This window comes from Amycolatopsis sp. NPDC104587 (assembly GCF_055583645.1).
Genome location: NZ_JBVJNO010000004.1, coordinates 113,398 through 133,651 on the forward strand (window position 1 = coordinate 113,398; position 20,254 = coordinate 133,651).

Consider the following 20,254-nt stretch of genomic DNA (forward strand, 5'->3'; position numbering starts at 1 on the left):
CGCCACGGCGACGTCGCCGAGATCGCCGCCTTCCACACCATGATCCCGAAGGGACCCGCATGACCCGCCCCCGCCTGCGCCACCTCGCCTTCGTCGTCCGGGACGCCCAGCGCATGGCCGAGCTCTACTGCGCGCAGTTCGAGATGGAGCTGTTCCACACCGACCCCGACGGCAGCCACTTCGTCACCGACGGGTACCTCAACCTGGCGCTCATCCAGCAGCAGCTGACCGGCGACGTCGCGACGGGGTTCAACCACTTCGGCTTCGAGGTGCCGGCGGTGGCCCCGCTGGCGGAGACGCTCACCGCGGCCGGTGTCCCCCGCCCCGCCCTCCGCGGCGGCGACCGTCCGTTCGCCGAGTACCGCGCGATCGACCCGGAGGGCGACTGGTTCGACCTGTCGGAGCACGGGTTCCTGCCGCCGTCGGTCGATCAGAGCAGCCGGACGACCTCGGCGGCGACCACCTCGGGTTCGGTCAGCGGGACGTAGTGCCCGGAGCGCGCGGCGACCACGTGCCTGCCACCCGCCGCCCGGCGGGCGTGGGACGCGTTCGCCGCCGCGCGCATCGCCGAGCTCATGCCGTCCCCGGGACGGCCGCCCGAGATGACGGTCACCGGGATACCGCCCAGCTCGGGCGGCGCGGACCGCCACGTCGCCAGCTCGTCGAGGTACGTCTTCGCCTGCTGCCGCTGGGTCCGGACCACCCCCGGCCCGAACGCCTCCCGGCGCAGGTCGCGGCCGACGTCGTCCGGGACACCTTTCAGCAGCCCGCGGAAGACGACCCGGAGCAGCCCCAGCCGGGCCAGCACGGCGCCCGCGCCGAGCGCGAGCCGTTCGGCGCGGCGGAAGCTCCGTCCGAAAAGGACGTCCGCGGCTTCGTCAGTGGGGTCGACCAGCACCAGGCCGGCGATCCGCTCCGGGCGCGCAGCGGCCGCGAGCCGGGTGATCGGGCCGCCGGCGCTGTGCCCGACGAGAACGAACGGGCCCGGGCCGAAGTGGTCGAGGACCGTGGTCAGGTCGCCGGCCAGCCGCGTCAAGGTGCGGCCGACGGGGTCGGGCTCGCTGCGCCCGAGGCCCGCGCGGTCGTAGACGACCGCCCGGGTGTGCCGGGCGACCGCCGGCTGCACGGCGGCCCACGACGAGCGGCTCGCCGCGGCGCCGGCCTCGAAGACGACCGTCGGCCCGGCGCCGGAGCCCAGCACCATCGTGTGCAGCCGCCGGCCGTCCGGGGTGGGAACCCATTCCGAGGTCCCCTGGGTGTGCGTCGCGGCCGCCCCCTCGACGACCGCGACGGCACCGTCCTTTCCGGACCGGAACGAGCCCATCGCGCGCCCGTGGTACCAGTAGGCCCGCCCGTGCACGTCGGTCTTCGGCAGTCCGAAGCTCCCCCGCAGCCGGGTCCGCACCTGTTTGAACGACCCCGATTCGGTGGCCACCCACGCCCGCCAGCCCGACCAGTCCCGCTGCTCGATCGCCGCGGCCAGCGACCCCGCGTCCCGCCGCGGCACCCAGTGCACGCGTGCGCGGGGATGTGCCCGCAGCGGGATCAGGCGGTCGTCGGGGACGTGTTCCTCCAGGTAGACCGTCACCGGCACGTCGGCAGGGACCACGCCCAGGATCGCGTCGATCGCCGGCATCGACGCGGCGTCGCCGACGAGGAGCCACCCCGCCGGGGCGCCGGGCTCGAACGTGGTGGATCCCAGCGAGGTCACCGGAACCGTCGTCCCGGGCCGCGCGGACCGGGCCCAGTGTGACGCGGGCCCGGCCGGGGTGTGCAGCACGACGTCGACCGCGAACGTGCCGGCCGCCGGGTCCGCTTCGGAGATCGTGTACGCCCGCTGGTGCTCGGCCGGACCGCCCTCGGGGTCGGGGAACCAGAAGCGCAGCCACGCCGCCGGCCCGGGCACGACGTCGTCGAACAACGTCGGCGCGGTGAACCGGATCCGGACGAAGTGCGGTGCGAGCTGTTCGGTGCCGGTGACCGTCGCTTCGTGGTCCCGCGCCCCGAGCCCGCGCAGGATCGCGCCCTGGACACCCCGTGCCATCTAAAGCTCCCCTCCGGTGGCCGCCAGCTCCGCCACCATCTCGGCCACCGGGCGGCCGGGCGGGCAGACCGCCACCAGGCCCCGGATCGCCGCGGTCAGCAGCAACCGCACGTACAGCGGCCGCTCGAGCTGCGGCAACGTCGTGTGCGCGGGCCCGAGCCGCTCGTCGGAGACCAGCCGGTCGACCACCGCCCGCCGCTCGCGGTCCAGGCCCTCGCCGTCCAGGTTTTCGGCCGCGGCACTGGCTTCTTCCGACACGGTCATCGCGACGGTCAGCGACGCGACCGCGCCGCTGAGCACGATCGCCGCGTCCACCGCGTACCCGCGCCGGCCGAGCGCCGCGACCTCGGCGGCCAGCGCGCGCTGCCCGCCCTCTCCTCGCGGGAACAGCAGCTGCAGGTACCCGGCGAGCCCTGGGTGAGCCAGCGCGAACTCGCGCAGCTGCAGCGCGAACGCCACGAGGTGCCGGGTCGTGTCGTGCGCCGGGTCGTCCCGCAGCCGAAGCTCGGCCAGGAGGCTTTCGCCGACCAGCCGCTCCAGCCCCCACCGGCCCTCGACGTGCCGGTACAGGGCCGTCGACGTGACCCCCAGCCGCGTCGCGACCGCCTTGACACTCAGCTGCCGCAGCCCCAGCTCACGACCGGCCCGGACGATGTCGGCCACCGCGATCTTCGCGGGACGGCCGCCTCCGGTGCTCGCCACTGGGTTCCCCTCGCCAGTTAGTTACTCCCTAAAACTAAAGGTACCCTAACCGGCCTGTCAAGCGGGGTGCGGGCGGGCCGCACCCCGCTCGCAGATCAGGAGAACGTGACCGGGATGAACACGTCGGCGGTGCGGTCGGCCGCGGACAGGTGGTCCCGGCGCGACACGATCGCGCAGGTGACGGCCGGGTCGCCGCAGTCGAGACCGCTGTTCGCCCGGGCGATCCGGATCCGCGTGGTGAACGTGCCGTTCGCGGCGATCGTGGAGGTGCCGCCCGGCAGGTTCGTCACCCAGGCCGACGGGCCGACCCCGGTGCCGCCCTGGCCGTCGCCGCCCGCGCACGGGCTCGGCTTGACGCCGTAGGAGTAGTCCTCGGGCACCGCGCACAGCGCGACGTAGTAGCCGTTCGCCGGGTTGTACCCGCTGCCGGTGACGGTGATCGTCTCGCCGGCGGCGGCGAGCCCGGTGGCGTTGGACGCACTGAGGGTGAAGCCGTTGTGCGTGGCCGAGCCGGCGGCCGCGAAGGCGGGCGCGACCGCGACGCTCCCGAGGGCAGCGGCGACGCCGGCGACCACGGCGACGCGGGTCAGGACTGATCTCTTCGACATGACAGGGGGTTCCCTTCGATCACAACGAGGTAACGGAGATTAGGTAAGCCTTACCTACTCGCGATCAATATGGTTAGCCTTACCTAATGTTGTCAAGGGGGTTGCTGCCCGTTGCCGTCCTGCTGCTGGCCACCACCGTGGCCGGCTGCGCGGCGGCCCCGGCGGAGCAGGTCACCGCGGCGCCGGCCGCACCGCTGTCCGCGCTGAAACCGTTGGCGGACCCCAGGTCCCGCACCGGGCCGAGCACCGCGACACTCGCCCAGCCCGACATCGCCGCCCCGCCGCCGGCTCAGCACCTGCCGGTCACCGTGACCGACCACCAGGGCACCCGCGTCACCGTCACGGACACGAGCCGGGTGCTCGCGTTCGACATGGCGGGCACCCTCGCCGCGACGGTGTTCGGACTCGGCCTCGGCGACCGGGTCGTCGGCCGCGACGTCTCCACCGGTTTCCCGGCGGCCCGACGGCTTCCGCTCGTCACGCGCAACGGGCACCAGCTCAACGCCGAAGCGATCCTCGCGCTCCGGCCGAGCGTGGTCCTGACCGACACGACCCTCGGGCCGTGGGACGCGGTGCTGCAGCTGCGCGGCTCGGGCATCCCCGTGGTCGTGCTCGACCCGGAGCGGACGATGGACAACGTCGGCGCGTTGGTGCACGACGTCGCCGCCGCGCTCGGCGTTCCCGAAGCGGGGCAACGGCTTTCGACACGCCTCGACCACGACATCGCCGAGAAGAAGGCCGAGATCACCCGCCTGGCGCCCGCCGAGCCGGAGCGGAAGCTGCGCGCGGTGTTCCTCTACCTGCGCGGGCAGGCGGGCGTGTACTACCTGTTCGGCCGCGGCTCGGGCGCCGGCTCGCTGATCACCGCGCTCGGCGCGGTCGACGTCGCGAGCGAGGCCGGGGTCGAGGGGATGCGGCCGATGACGCCGGAAGCGCTGGTGCGGGCCCGCCCGGACGTGATCCTGCTGATGACCAAGGGACTCGAGTCGGTCGGCGGCCCCGACGGGCTGCTCGCCGTCCCGGGCGTCGCGCAGACCCCGGCCGGCCTGCACCGCCGGTTCGTCGACATGGCCGACAGCCAGATCCTGAGCTTCGGGCCGCGCACCCCCGACGTCCTCGACGCGCTCGCCCGCGCGCTCTACGCCCCGGGGTCCGGCGGATGACCCGTCCGGTCAAGGTGACGGCCCTGTTCACCGGGCTCGCCGCCGCGCTGGTCGTCGTGGCCTGCGTTTCCGCGGGCACCGGCCAGTTCGCCATCCCGGTGTCCGACGTCGTCGCGTCGCTGCTGCACCACATCGGCATCGGGCCGGGCCTGGCCGACCCGTTCGCCGAAGGCACGCTCTGGCAGGTCCGCTTCCCGCGGGTCGTGCTCGGCCTGCTGGTCGGCGGGGTGCTCGGTGTGGCCGGGGCGCTGATGCAGGGCCTGTTCGGCAACCCGCTCGCCGAGCCCGCGGTGGTCGGCGTCTCCGCCGGCGCGGCGGTCGGCGCGAGCCTGTCCATCGTGGCGGGCTGGACGTTCCTCGGCGCGTTCACCACCCCGGCCTTCGGCTTCGCGGGCGGCCTGCTGACGACGTTGACGGTGTACTTCCTGTCCCGCTCCGGCGGCCGCAGCGAGGTGGTGACGCTCATCCTCACCGGGGTCGCGGTCAACGCCGTGGCGAGCGCGGTGATCGCGTTCCTGCTGTTCTCCGGTGACCAGGCCGCGCGGGAGCAGATCGTGTTCTGGCAGCTGGGTTCCCTCGCCTCGGCGCGCTGGCCGTACGTCGGGTCGATCCTGCCGCTGGTCGTGCTCGGCGTGGCCGTCTCGCTGCTGATGGCGCGCAAGCTGGACCTGCTGGCGCTCGGCGAACGCCCGGCGCGGCACCTCGGCGTGCACGTGGAGCGCCTGCGCGCCACCGGGATCGTCGTGGTGGCGCTGATGGTGTCGGCGGCCGTGTCGTACTCGGGGGTCATCGGGTTCGTCGGGCTGATCGTGCCGCACGCGGTGCGGATGCTCACCGGGCCGGGCCACCGGGTGCTCGTGCCGGCGTCGCTGCTGGCCGGCGCGGTCCTGCTCGCCGCGGCCGACCTGGCCGCCCGCACCGCCTTCGACTACGCCGACCTGCCGATCGGCATCCTCACCGCGCTCGTGGGCGGGCCGGTCTTCTTCTGGCTGCTCCTGCGGACGCGCCGGCGCGCGGGAGGCTGGGCGTGACCGCGGCGGAGCTGGTGGACGTCACCTACACCGTCGACGGGCGGCGGCTGCTCGACGGCGTTTCGCTGGCCGTGCACGCCGGGGAGGTACTGGTGCTGGCCGGCCCGAACGGCGCCGGGAAGTCGACGGCGCTGGGCCTGCTCGCCGGAGATCTCGCGCCTGCGCACGGCCGCGTCCGGCTCGACGGCGGTGACCTCGGCGGCTGGTCGCTGACCGAGCAGGCACGGCGGCGGGCGGTGCTTCCCCAGCTGAACACCGTGAGCTTTCCCTTCACCGTGGCCGAAGTCGTCACGATGGGCCGCGCGCCGTGGCGGGGCACGCCTGCCGAAGCCGGGGACGACGCGGCGGTCGCGCGGGCGCTGGAGGTCACCGGCATGACGGCGTTCGCGAGCCGCCGGTTCCCCACCCTGTCCGGCGGTGAGCAGGCCCGCGCCGCGCTTTCCCGGGTGCTGGCGCAGGAAGCCGGGGTGCTGCTGCTCGACGAGCCGACCGCGGCCCTGGACCTCGGGCACACCGAGCGCGTCATGACACTGGCCGCCGCGCGCGCCGCCGCCGGGGACGCCGTGCTCGTCGTGCTGCACGACCTCGGCCTCGCCGCCGCGTACGCCGACCGGGTCGTCCTGCTCGCGAGCGGCACCGTCGCCGCGACCGGCCCACCCGCCGAGGTCCTCACCGAAGCCCTGCTCAGCGAGGTCTACCGGCACCCGGTCGAGGTGTTCCCGCACCCCCGGACCGGCCGGCCCGTCGTCCTGCCCCACCGTCACGCCGAGGAGAACTGATGCGCCGAACCGGCCTCGTCCTGGCCGCGGCCGCGTTGCCGCTCGTGCTCGTCCCGCCCGCCGAAGCCGCGGCCCGGGTCACCGTGTCCCCCGCGGCCGCCGACCCCGGCTACGCCACCGTGCTCACCGTGCGCGGCAGCGGGTTCCAGTCCGTGCCGAAGGGCTACGGCGGGATCTACCTGCTGTTCGGGTGGGTCGCCGACGGCGCGTGGCAGCCCAGCAAGGGCGGCGCGTCCGGGGCCACGTACCGGTACGTCCCGGACAAGGAGGCCAAGGACAACCGCGGCTTCCAGCGGTTCGTCGCCTTCCCGGGCAGCGACACCGCGGCCTCGGCCAACGGCGGGGTGATCGCCGCCGACGGCAGCTGGAGCACGCAGCTCGTGGTGCCCGGCTCGAAGTTCCGCGCGACCGACCGCGACGGCACGGTGGTCGACGTCGACTGCCTGAAGGTCCGATGTGGACTGATCACCGTCGGCGCGCACGGTGTCGTGAACGCGAACAACGAGACGTTCACCCCGGTGACGTTCGCCGTGCCGAAGCAGGCGGCCGCTCCTCCCCCGGCGACCACCGCGCCGCCGCCGAGCCCGCCCGCGAGCACCACGGCGCCGTCGACGACGTCCTCGAGTGCCGTCGCCGCAAGCACTTCCGCGAAACCCACGCCGACACCCACTCCCGCGGGCTCGGCGGCCGCCGAGCCCGCCCGTGGCGCCGGGTGGTGGCTCGTCGCCGCCGGCGCGCTGGTCGTCACGGCCGCCGCCCTGATCGTCCCGCCCCTCCTGCGACGCCGTCGCACCCCTCGCAACCAGGAAGGAAACCCCTCGTGAGACTGCGAAGACTCCTCGCCGCGGCCGGAGCCGCGACCCTGCTCGGCTGCCTCGTCGCCCCACCGGCGCTGGCCGCCGCGCCCGCGGTGACCGTCACCCCGGCGACCGGGCTCGACCCGGCGGGTACCTCGATCACCGTCAAGGGCACCGGGTTCGACCCGGCGGCCAACGACGGCAAGGGCTTCGGTGTCCGCGTCGGCCCGGCCAAGGACGACGTCCGGGCTCGCACGGCGACCGGGTTCCAGGTCAGCAAGCTGGTCAAGAAGGACCCGGTCGGCACGCAGATCCCGCTGAACGCCGACGGCAGCTGGGAGCTCACGGTCACCGTCAAGGCCGAGTACACCTCCGCGGGCACGACCTACGACGCGAAGACCCAGCCGTTCAGCGTCTACGTGTTCGGCTGGGACACCCCGGACCTGACGTGGGACCGCACCACCCCGCTGAAGTTCACCGGCATCGGTGTCCCGGACCCCGGGGACCCGGCAACCGGGCTCGCGTGGGGTCTCAAGCAGAGCTGGCGCGGGTACATCAGCCGGTTCGGCGGCACGATCGCCGCGGACCAGGGCGCCACGCTCGACGAAGCCGCTCCGAACACCGCGCCGTTCCCCTACCGTTGGCCCGCCGGGCAGGCGAGCTGGGACGGCGCGAAGGGCAGCGTCGCGTTCGGCGGCCGGGTCACCTTCACCCTCGAACCGCACCTGATCTGGCAGTTCAGCCTGGCCGACCCGAAGCTCACCCTGGCCGGCGACGGCACGGGCAAGCTGAGCGCCAGCGTCGGGTACCGGTTCTACGGCACAAAAACCGCCCCCGAACAGGTCCGCGAACCGGCCCCGGTCGACTTCGCCGACCTGACCGTCAAGGAAGTCCGCAAGGACGGCGCGAACGTCGTCGTCGACCTCGCTTCGGCCAAGCTGACCGAAGCCGGCGCGGGCGCGTTCGCCGGGTTCTACCCGGCCGGGACCGATCTCGACGCGGGCCGGCTCGTCTTCCCGGGTGAGCCGGCCCCGCCGACGTCCACCCCGCCGGTCACGACTCCGCCGTCGACGACCACCCCGCCGCCGGCCTGCACCCTCTCCCCCGGCTCGATCGCACAGGGAAACCTGTTGTGGGGCTTCAAGAAGAGCTTCCGCTCCTACGTCGGCGGCGGCGCCGGGAACACGATCACGGCGGACGGCGGCGCGGAGATCACGAACGTCGACGAAGTGACGGGCAAAGCGATCCCGACCGGCGCCTACCGGTTCCCGCTCGGCACCGGCGCCCTCACCTCCGACAGCGAGTACACGGCATCCTTCGGCGGCAAGATCACGTTCGGTTATCCGGCGCACTTCTTCACCCTGACGCTGGCGAACCCGAAGCTCACGGTGGCCGGGGGCAAGGGGACGCTCTACGCCGACGTCGACCTGAAGACGACCGCCGGTGCCCCGTCGCCGCCGGTCGGCAAGCCCGGTGTCGCGCTGGCGAACCTGGACCTGGCGTCGGCGGTGAAGACCCCGGGCACCGGCACGCTGACGGTCTCGGCGATCAAGGCCACCCTGACCAGTGCCGAGGCGTTCGCGAACTTCTACCAGGCCGGGGACGTCCTCGACGAGCCCACGCTCACCCTCGCCGCGCAGTGCGCGACCCTTCCCCCGGCCGGTGGCCCGAACCCCGGCGGCGCGGCGGGCGGGTCCGGTGACGACCTGGTCCCGGACGTCGCGTTCCGCCCGTCCGGGCTGGCCGACACCGGGGTTTCGCTGATCGGCGTCTACTGGGGAGCCGCCCTGCTCCTCGCGGGCGGCGGCCTCGTGCTGCTGACCCGCAGGCAGGCCCTGCGGCGCCGGTGACCCACGTCGGGACGGCCGGGGAACCGGCCGTCCCGACCCGGTGCTACCGCGTTCCGCGCCGGACCACGGCCGGCACCGGAGCCCCGTTGATGACGAACTGCGTGCCCGGCTCGCGCACGACGTCACCCTTCGCCGAACCCGTGATCGTCACGTTCGTCAAGGTCGCGCTGCCGCGGGCGCCGCTCATCGCGAGGATGCCGGCCCCGTTGTTCGACTTGTCGATCTTGACGTTCGTGATCGCCGCGGTCACGACCCCGCCGCCGGTCTTGAACTGGACGCCGTCGTAGGTCGAGTCGTGGATCTCGGTGTCCCGGAGCGTCACCCCCGGGATGTCCTTGCCCTGCGCGAAGAACGTGATCGCGCCGAACTGCTGCTGCTCGCCCCAGAAGACACCGCCGCAGCGGAACAGGGCGTTGTTGGCGATCGTCGTCTGCCCGGAGAAGGGCAGCGGGTTGTGGTCGGTCGCCAGCATGATGCCCGGGTAGTTCATCGTGTCGTACACCAGGTTGTTCTCGATCCGGTTGCCATACCCGCCGTAGACCGCGATCCCGTTGGCACGCCACGGCAGCTGGACCGTGTTGTTGGTGAACACGTTGTCGTGCCCGATGTCCACCGACGGGTCCTTCACGTACTGGTTGGCCCACACGGCCAACGAGTCGTCCCCGGTGGTGCGGAACGAGGAGTTGAACACCCGCGAGTTGCGCGTGCCGTTCGTGAAGTTGATGCCGTCGGCGTAGGTGTCGCGGATCCGCATGCCGCTGAACTCCAGGCCGTCGGCCGGGCCCCACAGCGCCGGGATGTTGTCGTAGTCGCGGCCGACCCAGACCCCGACGTTGGCGTGCTCGATCCAGACGTTCTCGATCTTGGTGCCGGTGCCGAACCGGCCGTTGAGGCCCTCGCCGCCTTCCGCGTTGCCGTCCCCGCCGCGGATCCGGCCGGAGCCGAAGATCGCGATGTCGGAGATCTGGACGTTCTTGTCGATGTCGAACCCGAAGTTGCCCTCGTGCGGGTGGTTGATGGTGCCCGCGTCCTGCGGCTGGATCAGCGAGTACAGCTGTGAGCGCCACATGCCGGCGCCGCGGATCGTCACGTTCGAGATGCCGATCTGGTTGTACTGGCCGCCGCCGTTGGGCACGGTCGGGTCGTCGGTCAGGATCTTCTTCTCCTGCCGCCACTGGCCTTCCGGGATCCAGACGCAGGAGATGACGCCGTTCTGGTCGTCGGTCACCGCGCGCTGGATCGCCGTGGAGTCGTCGACGCCGTCGTTGGGCACGGCGCCGTACTCGGTGATCGACGTGCAGTTCGCCGGCTTGGCCGCGGCCGGCGCGACCTGCTCCAGGTCGACCAGGTCGACGACGTAGTAAGCCGCGTTGTCACCGCTGTCGCGCTGCAGCTTGAACTTCGTGCCCGGCGGGTACGACTGCGCCAGCAGGGCGTGCGACTCGTCGAACAGCCGCCGCGCGTCACCGCCGGGCCGGTTGGTCAGGCCTTCGGGGTCGTCGGTGGTGCCGTAGAGCCAGCTGTGCGTCGAAGAGAGCGTCAGCTTCTGCGCGAAGGTCCCGTTGACGTACAGGCTGAGCGTGTAGTCCTGCCCGCCGCCGGCGGCCGCGTCGGGCACCGAGTTGCGGACCACGATCGAGTTCGACTGGTTCGTCGACGTGACCTCGACGTACTGGCCCTGGCTCGCCAGCCGCACGGACTGGCGGCCCGAGGACTCGGTCGCGAAGTTCGTGTGCCCGAACGTGCGCAGCGGGTCGGCCGTCAGCAGCTCGCCCTGGTACTGCGCGGCTTCCGCCTCGTACTCGGTGTACGGCACCGCCGCGCCACGCCCGACCACGATCGGCCGGGAGAGGCCGTTGTTGGACTCGTTGGTTTCCGCGACGGTGTTCGTGGCGTCGGCCGTCGCGGTGAGGGTGGCCCCGCCGGTGGTGGCGGTCCACGTGCCCGAGATCGCGACGTTCGCCGTCGCGCCGGCCGCGATCGTGCCCGTGGAGCCGGTGAGCGTCGAGCTGCCGACGGTCAGCCGGGTCACCGAAGCGCCCGCGTCACTCGTGCCGCGGTTGTGCACGGCGACGGTGAACGACACGGCCGCGCCGACCGCCGGGTTGGGCGGGTTCGACGTGATGCCGGTGACCTCGAGGTCCGGCCCCGGCGACTGCGCGATGACCAGCGGCGTCGGGGACGTGAAGGTGTTGTTGGTGTCGTCCTGCTCGACGACGGTGTTCGCGGGGTCGACCGTGGCGGACACGCTGTAGGAGCCCTGCGGCCGGGTGCCCGCGCTCACGGTCACCGTGGTGGACGCGCCCGCGGCGAGGGCGCCGACGGCCGCGCTGCCGACGACCGTGCCGCCGAGGCTGACGTTCACGGTCGTCGCGGCCGCGTTCGCGGTGCCCGCGTTCCGCACGGTCGCCGACACCGAGACCGGGCTGGACTCGGTCGGGTTCGCCGGGGTCCACGTCGTGCCGGTGACGACCAGGTCGGGGTTGGGCGCCGGGGTGCCGAACACCTGCAGCTCCGCGACCTGCCCGCCGGGCGCGCCGGAGTTGGCGAAGAACTGCAGCCGCACGTCCGCGGTCCGCCCGGTGACCGGGACGGTCACGGTGTTCTGGTTGCCGGCCGGGTCGAAGCGGTAGTCGGCGCGGGCCTTCAGCGAGGTGAACGCCGTCGCGCCCTGGTCACGGCCGAGGACCTCGAAGTTCTGCGTCCGCGCGCCCCAGGCCGGGTCCGGGTTGAGCTTCACGACGACCGAGTCGACGTCGGCGTTCGAGCCGAGCTTGACGGTGAGCGTGTTCGGGTAGCCGGCGGCCGACTCCCAGTACGTGCCGGTGTTGTTGTCGTTGGCGTTGGCGGCGACGAAGGTGTTCACCGTCGACGATGCCTCGATCGGCTTGCCCGCGGCCAGGTTGGCGCCGGCCTGGGTGCCCTGCCGCACGACGTGGTTGCTGTCGGCCGACTCGTGCCCGGCGGCGTCCTTCGCCCGCACGAAGTACTCGATCCGCGTGCCCGCGGGCCGGGTCTCGGTGAAGGTCGTGCCGGTGACCGTGGTGACGGGCGTGCCGTCCCGGTAGACGGTGTAGCCGGTAACTCCGACGTTGTCCGTCGAAGCCGACCACGCGAGCCGGACCTGGCCGGAGCCGGGCTCGGTCAGCGTGAGGTTCGCGGGCGTGCTCGGCGGCTGCGTGTCACCGGTGTCGGGGCCGTAGAGCTCGAACTCCGAGAGCTGCGCGGCGGGCCACTGCGTGTTCGCCGTGATGTTCAGGCGGACGTACCGGGTCGAGGCCGTCACCGGGATCGTCACCGTGTTGGCGGCCGGGGCGAAGGCGTACCCGCTCGCGGCGGCGAGGTCGGTGAACGTGGTGCCGTCGGTGCTGCCGCGCACGGTCAGCGTCTGGGTGCGGGCCTCCCAGGGCGCGGGCAGCTTCAGCACGATCCGCGAGAGGGACTTGGCCGACCCGAGGTCGGCCTGGATCCACTGCGGGAACGCGTTGTTCGCCGACTCCCAGTAGGTGTCCTGGTTCCCGTCGACGGTGTTGGCCACCGGGTAGCCGGGCAGCGCGCTGCTCGCCGACACGGTGCGGGTCAGCGGCACGTCGGCGAGCGCGGCCGGGGCGGCGGCGACGGTGTCCGGGGGTGGACCGGCGGCCGCGGAGGCGAGGGAGAGCCCGGCGGCGGAGAACCCCACGGCGGCGAATCCGGCGAGCAGCCGGGTCAGGCGCATGCGTGTCATGGCGTCTTCTCTTCTTTGAGAGGGCGGGGGGAGGGAGCCAGCGCCGTACCACCATGCAACAACCGAGAGACAAAGTGCAAGAACTTGACATCATTCGGAAAAATTGCGACTCATGACGGCCTCCCAGGGGCTGGGCACAGTTGCGGGAAGACGCATGCGACGGGTCCACTCAGCGCAACCACTTCTCCTGCGGAAGGACCACCATGTCCGTCACGGACGAACTGCTGGCCAACAACGCCGCCTACGCCGAAGGTTTCTCCGGGCCGCTGCCCCTGCCGCCCGCCAAGCACGTCGCCGTGCTCGCCTGCATGGACGCGCGCATCAACGTCTACGGCGTGCTCGGCCTCAACGAGGGCGAGGCCCACGTCATCCGCAACGCCGGCGGAGTCGTCACCGAGGACGAGATCCGCTCGCTCGCGATCAGCCAGCGGCTGCTGGGCACCGAGGAGATCATCCTCATCCACCACACCGACTGCGGGATGCTCACCTTCACCGACGACGACTTCAAAAAGTCCATCCAGGACGACGTCGGCGTGAAGCCCGCCTGGGCCGCCGAAGCGTTCGCCGATCTCGACGAGGACGTCCGGCAGTCGGTCGCGCGGATCAAGAACAGCCCGTTCGTCCCGAAGAAGGACTCCGTCCGCGGCTTCGTCTTCGACGTCGCCACCGGGAAGCTGAACGAAGTGAACTGACCCTTCACCCGGGTGCCGGACCCCGGGCCGCCGTGAGATGCTCATCGCGCAGGCAGGCCGTAGGGGAAAGGCGGATCGGGTGACCACCTGGACCGATGTGATCAACTTCGTCCGGACGCGCTACGAAGTGCTGGAGGAATCGGACGGCTGGTTGCGGTTCCGGCTCGACGGCCCGCGGGACCGCACCCAGCAGGTCACGGTGCACCACCTCCCCGAGCTCGACGGCGGCGCGTGGATCGAGCTGTCCTCCCCCGTCGGCTGGGCCGACGCGATCGACCTGCGGAAGTTCCTCGAGCTCGCGGGCGGCTCTGCGGTCGGCGGCGCCGCGGTCGTCGACGGCGTGGCGCTGCTCAAGCACACGTTCCCGCTGGAGGACCTCAGCATCGAGCACGAGTTCGAGCGGCCGCTGAAGTCGATCGTCGCCCGGGCGGACGCCTTCGAACACGAGCTGACGCAAGCGGACGAGTTCTGACCGTCCCGGCGCGAGATGCGCCGGACTGTCGGTGGTGCCCGGTAACGTCCTGTCCGTGAACGCTCGGGACCGCATCCAGGAACTCGCCGACCAGATCGTCGTGCTGCGCGACGCCTACTACCGGGGCTCGCCCGAGGTGGCGGACGCCGAGTACGACGCCATCGAGGACGAGCTGCGGGGGCTCGTCGAGGCGAACCCGGAGCTGGCGCCCGACCCGAACCCGCTGGAGCAGGTGGGCGGGCCCGCGGTGCTGCACGCGCCGATCCGGCACTCGCGCCCGATGCTCTCGCTGGAGAAGGCCACCAAGCCCGAGCAGGTCGTGGCGTTCTTCGACCGCTTCCCCGGCCAGCCGGTGGTGGTCATGCCGAAGCTGGACGGCCTCTCGCTCGCCGTCGTCTACGAAAACGGCCGCCTGGCGCGGGCGGTCACCCGCGGCGACGGGACGACGGGCGACGACGTCACCATGCTCGTGCGAGCGCTGACCGACGGGATCCCGGACCGGGTCGACGCGCCGGGCCGGGTCGAGGTCCGCGGTGAGGCCGTCATGCTGCGCACCACCTTCACCGCCTACAACACCGCGCACCCGGACAAGCCGCTGATCAACCCGCGCAACGCCGCGGCCGGCACGCTGCGCGCGAAGGACCCGCGCACCGTCGCCGGGCGGCGGCTGCAGTTCTTCGCGTTCGACCTCTACACCGAACCCGACAGCGCGGAGACCGATCTGGACGGTGCTCTTCGGACACTCGGGTTCACCGCCGCCGACATGCGCCACTGCGCCGACGCCGAGGCGGCGCAGGAGGTGATCACGGCGATCGAGCAGCAGCGCAACAAACTGGACTACGACCTCGACGGCGCGGTGCTGCGCCTGGCCGACCGTGACGCCTACGCCGCCGCCGGCACCCGCTCGAGCTCCCCGCGGGGCGCGCTGGCGTTCAAGTTCGCGGCCGAGGAGAAGACCACCGTGCTGGCCGACGTGGTCTGGGACGTCGGCAAGACAGGCAAGATCGCCCCGGTCGCCTGGCTGGAGCCGGTGTTCGTGGGCGGCACGACGGTCACCCGCGCGACCCTGGCCAACCAGGAGGTGATCCGCGCCCGCGGCATCCGCATCGGCGACACGGTGCTGGTCCGCCGCGCGGGCGACGTGATCCCGTTCGTCGCGGGTGTGCTGGACGAGTCGAAGCGCACCGGGGAGGAGCGCGAGATCGTCCCGCCGTCCGAATGCCCGTCGTGCGGACAGCCGCTGACCGAGCAGGGCAACAGCCGGGAACTGTTCTGCACCAACGTTTCCTGCCCCGCCCAGACGGTCCGCCGGCTGATCCACTGGGCATCTCGGGCTGCGGCGGACATCGACGCGGTCGGCGGGGTGTGGATCGAGCGGCTGGCCGAGGCGGGGTTGCTGGAGCAGCCGTCGGACTTCTACGCGCTGACGAAGGAGCGCCTGCTGGAGTTCGAGCGCATCGGCGAGGTCTCGGCCACGCGCATGATCGAGTCGATCGACGCGAGCCGCGCGGTGGGTCTCCGCAGAGCGTTGATCGGCTTGGCGATCCCGATGGCCTCGGAAGGCACGGCGGCCCGGCTTTGCCGAGCGGGCTTCGGGTCCTTGGAGGACGTCGCCGACGCGGGCGAGGAGGGGCTGGTCGCGGTCGAGGACATCGGCCCGAAGGTGGCGGCCTCGTTGATCGAGCACCTGACCCGCCTGCGCCCGGAACTCACGCGGCTGCGGGAGGCGGGGGTTTCCTTGGACGTCCGAGACGAGGATCTACCGCCGGTGGTGGCGGCGGGTGCGCCATTGGCCGGGAAGACGGTGGTGGTGACGGGGTCGATCAGTGACCCGCGGTCGGGCGAGAAGGTGCCTCGGCCTACTTTCCAGCGGCTTTGCGAGCGGGCCGGGGCGAGTATTGCTTCGTCGGTTTCGGCTAGTACGGATTTGCTGATCACGGGGGCTGAGGTTGGGGCTGCGAAGCTGACCAAGGCTGAGAAGCACGGGGTGGAAGTGGTGGATCAAGGGGAGATCTGGCAGGAGTTGATCAGCGCGGGGATCGTTTAGGCTCGCCCGGCTTTCCGCATTGGTCAGGCATTGCCAGACGGGTTGCCCTTGACCGATCTCGGCGACCGCCTGCTCTGCGGCGTGAGGCCGCTGCCAGGATCTGCCGGACAGGTCGCGTGGTGCGCTCCCCGCGATCCTCGGAGCAGCGCTCCCGCGATCGCCCGGGTGTCCGCCTGCTGCCGGGGTTGGCTTGGGGTGCCTGCGTTCCAGCTTGCTGCGATCGTCGCTGCATCCAACCGCCGCTGGAATCTGGCGGGCGAGGCTCGGTGGCGGCATTTCCCCGCAATCGCCGAGGCACTCGGTTGCCGCCAAGATTTGCAGGCCGCGCCGTATGGCGGCGCTCCCCCACGATCTTCGCGATGCCCGATCGCCACTCGGATCTTCCGGGTGAAGCTCGGGGCGGCGCTTCCCACGGTCGCCGAGGCTCCTGCCTGCCGCCCGGGTCGCCGGGTCAGGTGGCCAGGGCTTCCAGCTCTGCGTCGATCAGGAGGTCGGGGTTGAAGCCCATACCCGTGAAGTGACCGGCCAGTTCCAGCGACAGCACCCCGTGCAGCCGGGTCCAGAACGACAGTGCGCGGTGCAAGGTCGAGGCCAGCACCGACTGGTCCCCCGCCCACTCGCGGTGCCCTTCGAGGTGCTCCGCGAACGGTGAGCCGCCCTTCGACGGGAGGCCGGCGCACGCTTCGATCAGCACCGTCATGACCTCGTTCGAGATCGCCGTGGTGTCGTCCGGCGCGTGGTAGCCCGGCACGGGCGTGCCGTAGATGAGGAAGTAGCGCTGCGGGTCGCTTCGTGCCCAGTCGCGGATGGCGTGGGCCAGGCCGGCAAGATCGGCGCCCGCGGCGCGATGCGCCCGGACGGTGTCCGCCAGGCTGCGGTACGCGTCGCGGATGAGCGCGGTGATCAACTCGTCCCGGCTCGCGAAGTACCGGTACAGCGCCGGCCCGCTCATCCCCACCTGCTTGGCGATCGCGTTCAACGACAGCGCGGGCACCCCCGCGGCCGCGATCTGCTCCCACGCGTGCCGCTTGATCTCCGCGCGCACCTGCGCCCGGTAGCGCTCGCGCGGGGTGTCCACGTCCGTCATGTGACCCCTTCCGTCTAGTTAGAGCCTATCACTTTTCTTATTGACACTAAGCACACGTTGGTTATAGCTTCTAACCAACGCGATGAGGACTAACCGAGTCGCCCGCCGCCGAGGAGAACCACCGTGCCCAGCACTCGCGCCTTGCTCGCCGTCCCGCTCGCCGCAGCCGCGCTCTTCGCCGCAACACCGGCGCAGGCCACCACCCGGCCGACCCCGCAAAACCAGCCCATCCAGCTCATCCAGCCCACCCAGGCTGCCCTGCTTGGCCAAGCTGCCCAGGGCGGACAGGGCGCTCGGACCAGCCCGGCGGCCCAGCTCGCCGCGCTCTTCGCCGCCACCCCGGGGCACGCCATCGCCGTGCCAGTCCAGCCAAACCAGACCGGGCAGGCGACTCAGCCCACCCTGCCTGGCCAGGCCACCCAGGCGACCCAGCCTGGCCAGGCGACTCAGCCCACCCCGCCCGGCCAGCCCACCCCGCCCGGCCGGGCCACCCCGCCCGGCCAGGCCACCCAGGCGACCCAGGCGACCCAGCCCGGCCGTCCCACCCAGCCCACCCCGCTGACCTGCCGAAACCAAGGCATCGACCCCACCGCCCAGATCCACTACCAGACAGAAACTTTCATCAAAGCCCCCCTCACCACGATCTGGAACCTCCACACCAACGTCGACTCCTGGCCCACCTGGCAGACCGCCGTCAAAACGATGAAGCGCCTCGACCCCGGCCCCCTCCGTCCCGGATCACGTTTCCGCTGGACCACCCCCGCACCCCCGACGCCGACCACCCCCGCGACCACCCTCGTGATCACCTCCACCGTCCACCAGGTCAAGCCGGGTCAGTGCATCCGCTGGTCCGGCCCCGCGATCGGCGAAGGACTCAAGATCGACCGGGGCGTCCACGTCTGGACGTTCACCCCCGTCCGCGGCGGCGTGCTCGTCCGCACCGAAGAGAGCTGGACCGGCGGGCAGATCGACGCCGACCCGGCCACCGCCCTCCAGTACCTCGCCCCGGGCCTCGACGCCTGGCTCGCCGCCCTCAAGACCACTGTCGAAGCTCGCGCCGACCACTGCTGAACCACCACACAACGGAGAATCACCATGACCACCACCACTTCACGCACGTCCCGGGGTGTCCTCGTCGCGGCCTGGGCGTTCCCGCTCATGGTCGCCGGGCAGTTCGCCCTGCTCGCCGGCATCCCCGTCATCGTGGTTCTCGTCGCCACGCTGCGCGACACCCGGCTGCGCGCCGCCCGCTGGTGGACCGCCCTGCTCACCGCCGCCTACCTTGTGCCGCTCGGGGTCTGGCTGCTCGGGCCGAGTAACGCGCCGAGCCTGTCGAAGTCCATGAGCCCGGTGGCCACCGCCGTAGTCGCGGCGGCCGGCGTTGCTGCCGCGATCGGGCATCACCTGGCCCGCAGACGTTCTTGACTCTCCAGCCGCTGGAGACCCTAGCCTGCGCAGCATGACGATCACGGTCCTCGACACCCTCCCGGCCATGCGCGAGATCCTGCGGGCGCCGGAAGCCGGCCGGCCGGAACTGCTGCGCGCCATGCTGCGGCCCGCCGCCGGGATGTACCGGTACTTCCCCGGCGACGTCGACCTGGTGGCGATGCACCGGATGGGGTCGGGGTTCCCGCTCGACCGCGACGGCGAACGCTGCCTCGAAGCACTGCAAACCCTCGAGAAAGCCCAGGCGTGGCAACGAATCGGGGACGCACTCGACAACGCCGTCGCCGTGCAGGTCGCCGCGACGCCGGGCATCACGGTCCCCGACCTCACCGTCCTGTTCGTCCTCGGCGACCCGAGCGACACCCACTTCATGGGCCCCTCGCTCGGCATGACGGCCAACGGCAGCGTGCCGGGGTACCTGTTCCTCAATGTCTGGCCGTACCCGGAGAACCTGGCCCGGCTCGAGGCGACCGCCGTCCACGAGCTGCACCACAACCTGCGCTACGCCAGTGGCGCCGTGGTGTGGGACCCGGCGACGGTCACCGTCGGGGAGCAGGTCGTCTCCGAAGGCCTCGCCGACGCCTTCGCGCGGCAGCTCTACGGGGACGAACTGGGGTACGCCCGGATCGGCGTCCCGCACCTGGGCGACGACGCCGTGCTCGCCAAGGTCGTCTCCGGGCTCGGGATCACCGGCATGCGCAACTTCACCGCCTGGGTGCACGGCGACGCCACCGCCGTCCGGTTCGGCGCGGCGCCGGTCGGGCTCCCGACCGGCGCCGGGTACGCGGCCGGCAACCGGCTCGTCGACGCCTACCTGGCCGCCACCGGGCGCACCGCGGCGGACGCGCTGCTGGTGGACAGCCAGGACGTCATCAAGACCGCCCGGGACCGGCTCCAGGTCTGAAGCCGGTCCCGGGAGGGACTACTTCGCGAAGGTCAGGCAGTTGGCCGCGTGCCCGCCGTCGCCCGGTCCGATGCGGACGCTCGACGCCGTGCACTCCAGCGACGAGTTGTGCCGGCAGTCGGTGCGGGAGCAGGCGCCGACCTGGGCCACGACGCGGTCCAGGCCGCCCTTCGTGCTCAGCGGGACGAACGTGCCGCAGTCGGCGGTGCCGTTGTCGCCGTTGACGGTGATGGCGAACGCGTGGCAGCCGTCGTGGTTGTAGGAACAGCCGCTGACCGTGCACTCGTGCACGGCCGGCATCTCGGTGGTGGTCATGCCTCTACTCCTGGTTCCGTGGTGGGAAAGCAGTCGGTGCCCCGACGCTCCCACCAGGACTCGGACCTCGCAATTCGCGGAACTTCGGCCGGGTGATTTCCCGCCCCGGCCGGGTGGTTTCGCCCTGACTCACCACGCTTGGTCCCCCGGCCACCGGGTACCCGGGGACCATGACCGACAGCGAAACCGGACCCCTCACCCCCGACGTCCCGCGCCCGCCCGGCACGCCGGACGTCGACCTCGACGTCGAAGTTCCCGAAGCCGATCGCGAGCAGCCCGAGACGCAGGACGTCGACGAGGACGCGGGCGAAGTCGAACCGCCGAGCTGACTAAACCACCGTGGTGGTCACATCACGCTGAGTGTTCGCGAGCCCTCTTCCAGGTAATCACCCGACCGTGTCTGCTCTGCCCGTGGACCGCCTCGAATGCCGCAACGCGCACTACTGCGCGTCGGCAAACCGCCGGCGGCTCCGCGCTTGAGTGGCCACTTCGAGTTGTCCTTTTCGCCGAAGATCACTTTTTGCGCACCGCCGCGACCGCCGCGGCGGTGCGGAATCCTTGCCCGAAGTAGCGATTTTGATAGCGTGGCC

At 72.0% G+C, this 20,254-nt stretch carries 19 protein-coding genes; 13 read left to right on the forward strand and 6 right to left on the reverse strand.

Annotated features, from left to right (window positions below):
• The first annotated feature begins 59 nt into the window (after positions 1 to 59).
• The gene (locus tag ACZ61C_RS12365; RefSeq protein ID WP_465305866.1) at positions 60 to 488 is read left to right on the forward strand and encodes a VOC family protein; all 429 of its coding nucleotides are present in this window, start codon (positions 60 to 62) and stop codon (positions 486 to 488) included.
• On the opposite strand, the gene ACZ61C_RS12370 is transcribed toward ACZ61C_RS12365, so the two are convergent.
• From ACZ61C_RS12370 to ACZ61C_RS12380, 3 genes are all read right to left on the reverse strand, one after another.
• The gene (locus tag ACZ61C_RS12370) at positions 431 to 2,044 is read right to left on the reverse strand and encodes an alpha/beta fold hydrolase (protein ID WP_465305868.1); all 1,614 of its coding nucleotides are present in this window, start codon (positions 2,042 to 2,044) and stop codon (positions 431 to 433) included. The two genes, ACZ61C_RS12365 and ACZ61C_RS12370, sit on opposite strands and share 58 nt — an antisense overlap.
• On the reverse strand, positions 2,045 to 2,746 hold the full coding sequence (locus ACZ61C_RS12375) for a TetR/AcrR family transcriptional regulator (protein WP_465305870.1): 702 nt from the start codon (positions 2,744 to 2,746) through the stop codon (positions 2,045 to 2,047).
• A 95-nt stretch (positions 2,747 to 2,841) separates the two neighbouring features.
• The gene (locus ACZ61C_RS12380; RefSeq protein WP_465305872.1) at positions 2,842 to 3,354 is read right to left on the reverse strand and encodes a hypothetical protein; all 513 of its coding nucleotides are present in this window, start codon (positions 3,352 to 3,354) and stop codon (positions 2,842 to 2,844) included.
• A gap of 86 nt (positions 3,355 to 3,440) precedes the next feature.
• Here ACZ61C_RS12380 and ACZ61C_RS12385 point away from each other — a divergent pair, with 86 nt between their 5' ends.
• Genes ACZ61C_RS12385 through ACZ61C_RS12405 form a run of 5 tightly spaced genes read left to right on the forward strand, consistent with a single transcriptional unit; the run spans position 3,441 to position 8,974 of the window.
• Positions 3,441 to 4,517, forward strand: a complete 1,077-nt coding sequence (locus ACZ61C_RS12385; protein WP_465305874.1) for a heme/hemin ABC transporter substrate-binding protein — start codon at positions 3,441 to 3,443, stop codon at positions 4,515 to 4,517.
• The gene (locus ACZ61C_RS12390; protein ID WP_465305876.1) at positions 4,514 to 5,548 is read left to right on the forward strand and encodes a FecCD family ABC transporter permease; all 1,035 of its coding nucleotides are present in this window, start codon (positions 4,514 to 4,516) and stop codon (positions 5,546 to 5,548) included. Before ACZ61C_RS12385 ends, ACZ61C_RS12390 begins: the two co-directional genes overlap by 4 nt.
• Positions 5,545 to 6,327 (forward strand): heme ABC transporter ATP-binding protein, encoded by a 783-nt coding sequence (locus tag ACZ61C_RS12395; protein ID WP_465305878.1) that lies wholly within the window; start codon positions 5,545 to 5,547, stop codon positions 6,325 to 6,327. The genes ACZ61C_RS12390 and ACZ61C_RS12395 overlap by 4 nt, the downstream gene beginning before the upstream one ends.
• Positions 6,327 to 7,151, forward strand: coding sequence for a hypothetical protein (locus ACZ61C_RS12400; protein ID WP_465305880.1), 825 nt, complete (start codon positions 6,327 to 6,329; stop codon positions 7,149 to 7,151). The genes ACZ61C_RS12395 and ACZ61C_RS12400 overlap by 1 nt, the downstream gene beginning before the upstream one ends.
• Complete coding sequence (locus tag ACZ61C_RS12405) at positions 7,148 to 8,974, forward strand: HtaA domain-containing protein (protein WP_465305882.1); 1,827 nt, start codon at positions 7,148 to 7,150, stop codon at positions 8,972 to 8,974. The genes ACZ61C_RS12400 and ACZ61C_RS12405 overlap by 4 nt, the downstream gene beginning before the upstream one ends.
• 43 nt (positions 8,975 to 9,017) lie before the next feature.
• Here the strand turns inward: ACZ61C_RS12405 and ACZ61C_RS12410 are convergent, their stop codons facing one another.
• Entirely contained in the window at positions 9,018 to 12,701 is a 3,684-nt protein-coding gene (locus ACZ61C_RS12410; RefSeq protein WP_465305884.1) for a CARDB domain-containing protein, read from the reverse strand.
• Between the two features lie 203 nt (positions 12,702 to 12,904).
• Between ACZ61C_RS12410 and ACZ61C_RS12415 the strand changes: the two genes are divergently transcribed.
• The 3 genes from ACZ61C_RS12415 (at position 12,905) to ligA (ending at position 15,912) form a co-directional block, all read left to right on the forward strand.
• Positions 12,905 to 13,393, forward strand: a complete 489-nt coding sequence (locus tag ACZ61C_RS12415) for a beta-class carbonic anhydrase (protein WP_465305886.1) — start codon at positions 12,905 to 12,907, stop codon at positions 13,391 to 13,393.
• 79 nt (positions 13,394 to 13,472) lie between these two features.
• Positions 13,473 to 13,865, forward strand: a complete 393-nt coding sequence (locus tag ACZ61C_RS12420; protein WP_465305888.1) for a hypothetical protein — start codon at positions 13,473 to 13,475, stop codon at positions 13,863 to 13,865.
• 55 nt (positions 13,866 to 13,920) lie between these two features.
• Positions 13,921 to 15,912 carry an NAD-dependent DNA ligase LigA gene (gene ligA, locus ACZ61C_RS12425; protein WP_465305890.1) on the forward strand — a complete coding sequence of 664 codons (1,992 nt, stop codon included), beginning with the start codon at positions 13,921 to 13,923 and terminating at the stop codon, positions 15,910 to 15,912.
• Between the two features lie 451 nt (positions 15,913 to 16,363).
• Here the strand turns inward: ligA and ACZ61C_RS12430 are convergent, their stop codons facing one another.
• Positions 16,364 to 16,999, reverse strand: a complete 636-nt coding sequence (locus ACZ61C_RS12430) for a TetR/AcrR family transcriptional regulator (protein ID WP_465305892.1) — start codon at positions 16,997 to 16,999, stop codon at positions 16,364 to 16,366.
• 357 nt (positions 17,000 to 17,356) lie between these two features.
• Between ACZ61C_RS12430 and ACZ61C_RS12435 the strand changes: the two genes are divergently transcribed.
• Genes ACZ61C_RS12435 through ACZ61C_RS12445 form a run of 3 tightly spaced genes read left to right on the forward strand, consistent with a single transcriptional unit; the run spans position 17,357 to position 19,349 of the window.
• On the forward strand, positions 17,357 to 18,070 hold the full coding sequence (locus tag ACZ61C_RS12435) for an SRPBCC family protein (protein WP_465306994.1): 714 nt from the start codon (positions 17,357 to 17,359) through the stop codon (positions 18,068 to 18,070).
• A gap of 24 nt (positions 18,071 to 18,094) precedes the next feature.
• Entirely contained in the window at positions 18,095 to 18,424 is a 330-nt protein-coding gene (locus ACZ61C_RS12440; RefSeq protein ID WP_465305894.1) for a hypothetical protein, read from the forward strand.
• Between the two features lie 34 nt (positions 18,425 to 18,458).
• Entirely contained in the window at positions 18,459 to 19,349 is an 891-nt protein-coding gene (locus ACZ61C_RS12445; protein WP_465305896.1) for a DUF2268 domain-containing putative Zn-dependent protease, read from the forward strand.
• 18 nt (positions 19,350 to 19,367) lie between these two features.
• Here ACZ61C_RS12445 and ACZ61C_RS12450 read toward each other — a convergent pair whose 3' ends face one another.
• Positions 19,368 to 19,664, reverse strand: coding sequence for a DUF1540 domain-containing protein (locus ACZ61C_RS12450; protein WP_465305898.1), 297 nt, complete (start codon positions 19,662 to 19,664; stop codon positions 19,368 to 19,370).
• A 170-nt stretch (positions 19,665 to 19,834) separates the two neighbouring features.
• Here ACZ61C_RS12450 and ACZ61C_RS12455 point away from each other — a divergent pair, with 170 nt between their 5' ends.
• Entirely contained in the window at positions 19,835 to 19,993 is a 159-nt protein-coding gene (locus ACZ61C_RS12455; protein ID WP_465305900.1) for a hypothetical protein, read from the forward strand.
• Positions 19,994 to 20,254 lie beyond the last annotated feature (261 nt).